Annotated in this window: 3 protein-coding genes; all 3 read left to right on the top strand. The window is 68.2% G+C overall.

All coding sequences use genetic code 11. The annotated features are described in order from the left end of the window. Positions 1 to 131: 131 nt before the first annotated feature. Positions 132 to 1,139 carry an ABC transporter permease gene (locus ABZ749_RS31915; RefSeq protein ID WP_357234367.1) on the top strand — a complete coding sequence of 336 codons (1,008 nt, stop codon included), beginning with the start codon at positions 132 to 134 and terminating at the stop codon, positions 1,137 to 1,139. Positions 1,140 to 1,150: 11 nt separating this feature from the next. Beyond that, the gene (locus tag ABZ749_RS31910; protein ID WP_112604983.1) at positions 1,151 to 2,137 is read left to right on the top strand and encodes an ABC transporter permease; all 987 of its coding nucleotides are present in this window, start codon (positions 1,151 to 1,153) and stop codon (positions 2,135 to 2,137) included. A 145-nt stretch (positions 2,138 to 2,282) separates the two neighbouring features. Continuing rightward, positions 2,283 to 3,502: ABC transporter substrate-binding protein (locus ABZ749_RS31905; RefSeq protein WP_357234364.1), on the top strand; the 1,220-nt coding region annotated here is incomplete at its 3' end.

Here is a 3,502-nt window from a genome sequence, read left to right as displayed (position 1 = left end):
GGGGAAGCGGCCAGCACGGGCCCCGAAGGGGAAGCGGCCAGCACGGGCCCCGAAGGGGAAGCGGCCAGCACGGGCCCCGAAGGGGAAGCGGCCCCCGCACGGGCAGACGCGAACGTCGAGGAGGTGTCGTCGTGAGCCTGTCCCCGGTGGAGGGTGTGGCGCTGGCCGAGATCGAGTCCGGTGGCGACGAGGGCGGAGCCGCGACCAAGGGCGTCGTGGGCCGTTCGCCCGGTCAGCTCGCCTGGCTGCGGCTGCGCCGCGACCGGACGGCGGTGATCAGCGGCGTACTCCTGGTCTTCTTCCTGTTGTTGGGGTTGGCCGCTCCGCTGATCGAGATGGTCTACGGGATCGGCCCGCGGGAGCAGTTCCAGAACATGCTGGACGGCTTCGGCATGCCGCTGGGGTACGCCGGCGGGGTCAGTGGCGAGCACTGGTTCGGTCTGGAGCCGGGGCTGGGCCGGGACATCTTCATCCGGCTGATCTACGGGCTGCGGACCTCGCTGTTCATCGCGTTCGCGGCGGCCCTGATCACCGCGACGATCGGGATCGTGCTGGGGGCGCTCGCCGGCTACCTCGGCGGCTGGCTCGACGCGGTGATCAACTGGATCACCGACCTGACCCTGGCCATGCCCTTCCTGATCATCGCGCTGGCGCTCACGCCCACCATCACGCTGCGCTTCTACGGTGAGCGGGGGCAGGTGTCGTCCGCCTTCGGGGTGGGCGTGCTGATCGCCGTCTTCGCCATCTTCGGCTGGACCAGCACGGCCCGGCTGGTTCGCGGGCAGGTGATAGCGCTGCGCGAGCGGGAGTTCGTGGAGGCGGCCCGGGCCAGCGGGGCCGGGTTGGGGCACATGCTCTTCCGGCAGTTGCTGCCGAACATCTGGGCGCCGATCCTGGTGTCCTTCTCCCTGGCGGTGCCGCAGTTCATCACCAGCGAGGCGGCGCTGTCGTTCATCGGCGTCGGCCTCAGCGACGAGACGCCGAGCTTCGGCCGAATGATCTACCGCAGTCTGGACTTCCTTCAGACCGACCCGGCGTACGTGTTCTTCCCGGGCATCACGATCTTCGCGCTGGTGTTCGCCTTCAACCTCTTCGGCGACGCGTTGCGGGACGCGCTCGACCCGAAGTCGTCCCGGTAGGGGTCAAAATCATGGCGCGATTTCTGCTCAAGCGACTCTTCTCCGCCACGCTGACCCTCTTCGCGGTGAGTGTGTTGACCTTCCTGATGTTCTTCGCCCTGCCGCGCGACCCGGTCAGCAGCATCTGCTCGAAGAACTGCAACCCGGAGCGTCTGGAGCGGGTCCGCGACGACCTGGGCCTGAACGACCCGCTGATCAGCCAGTACGCCGGCTACATGAAGGGCATCGTGACCGGTCGGGACCTGGGCAGCGCCCAGGGTGGCCGGTGCGACGCACCCTGCCTGGGCTGGTCGTACGTCACCAACGAGGCCGTCTCGGACACCATCGCCCGGGTGCTGCCGGTGACGCTGAGCATCGTGATCCCGGCGGCCATCCTCTGGTTGCTGCTCGGCGTGGGGCTCGGCATGGTGTCCGCGCTGCGTCGGGGCACCTGGCTGGACCGGCTGGCCATCGGCTTCTCGCTGACCGGCGCCTCGCTGCAGCTCTACTTCGTGGGCGCGGTGCTGCTGCTGGTGTTCGTCTACAACCTGCGGCTGTTGCCGGTGCCCAGCTACACCTCGATATTCGACAACCCGGCGAAATGGGCCAGCGGGCTGGTGCTGGCCTGGGTGGCGCTGGCCTTCCTCTTCTCGGCGATCTATGCACGGCTGTCCCGCGCGCAGATGTTGGAGACGCTGTCGGAGGACTTCGTCCGGACCGCGCGGGCCAAGGGCCTGGCCAAACCCACCGTGTACGGGCGACACGCGCTGCGCGCGGCGATCACTCCGGTGGTGACCATCGCCGGGCTGGACGTGGGCGGGGCGCTGGGCGGGACGGTGATCACCGAGACGACGTTCGGCATCCAGGGGTTGGGGCGCACGGCGGTGGACGCGGTGCGCTCGGGTGATCTGCCCACCATCATGGCCACCGTGCTGATCGCCGCGGTCTTCGTGGTGTTGGCGAACGTACTGGTGGACCTGCTCTACGCGGCCATCGACCCTCGGGTGCGGCTGCGCTGAGCTGTCGGTGGACGGGGCGCGGCCGGTGGCGAAATTTATCGACAACTGTTACACAACTCGTAGGTTTTCTTCCTTACGATCCTCGGGACGTCGGCGGTTCTCGCCCCGACGAAACCGCACGGCACATGGGTGAAGGGGGTACTTCATGAGACCACGCGTGGTGGCTGCCGCAGGCGGCGCGATCGCTCTGGTTGTGGCATTGGGTGCGTGCTCGAAGAACACGGGCGAGGGCACCACGGTGGACAGCGAGCGGAAGCAGACCGGGGTCATCGCGACCGACCCCAAGGACTCGCAGGGGCCGGCGGCCGAGGTGAGCGGCGCCGCGAAGGGCGGCACCTTCACCATCATCCGGGAGTCCCCGATCTCCCACCTGGACCCGCAGCGGACGTATTCGTTCGCCGGTCTGATGGCCAACCCCCTCTTCGCCCGCTACCTGACCACCTGGAAGGACGACGGCAAGGGCGGCCTGGTCCTGGTGGGCGACCTGGCCGAGACGCCGGGCAAGAACGTCAACAACGACTGCAAGGTCTGGGAATTCACCGTCAAGGACGGGGTGAAGTTCGAGGACGGCCGGCCGATCACCTCCAAGGAGATCGCGTACGGCATTGCTCGCTCCTTCGACCCGGACCTGTCCGGCGGCCCGACCTACATCCAGGAGTGGCTGGCCGACACCCCGCAGTTCGACACCAAGTGGGACTTCAAGAAGAACAAGACGTCGCTGCCCCCCGGCCTGAGCACGCCGGATGCCAAGACGCTGCGCTTCGAGTTCGCCAAGCCCCGCTGTGACCTGCCGTTCGCTGTCTCGCTGCCGACCACCGCGCCGCTGCCCGCCGACAAGGACACCGGCGTCGACCTGGACAAGCAGCCGTTCTCGTCCGGCCCGTACAAGGTCGCCAAGAACCAGGTCGGCGTGCAGATCACCCTGGACCGCAACCCCAACTGGGACCCGAAGACCGACCCGGTCCGGCACCAGTATCCGGACCAGTTCGTCTGGACCTTCGGCCCCACCGCGGACGCCGCCAACAACCGGGTGATCGCCGACAACGGCGCCGACCAGAGCGCGCTCGCCTTCAACACGGTGCCCGCCTCGCTGGTCGCCAAGGTGGCCGGGGACGCGTCGCTGAAGTCCCGGACGCTCCTCTCGCCGACTCCGAGCGCAAACCAGCTCGTCATCAACAACCAGCGGGTCACCGACCTGAAGGTGCGTCAGGCGCTCAACTACGCCATCGATCGCGAAGGCATGATCAAGGCGCTCGGCGGTCAGACCGTCGCCGCGCCGCTGACCACGCTGATGCCGCCGGCCACCATCGGCTACAAGGCGTACGACGTCTACCCGGCGGGCGCCAACGGCAACGTCGACAAGGT

This window comes from Micromonospora sp. NPDC047753, assembly GCF_040642735.1.
Lineage (GTDB): Bacteria > Actinomycetota > Actinomycetes > Mycobacteriales > Micromonosporaceae > Micromonospora.
Note: the sequence above shows the minus strand (reverse complement) of the source record. Positions and strands in the feature narration are given on the sequence as shown.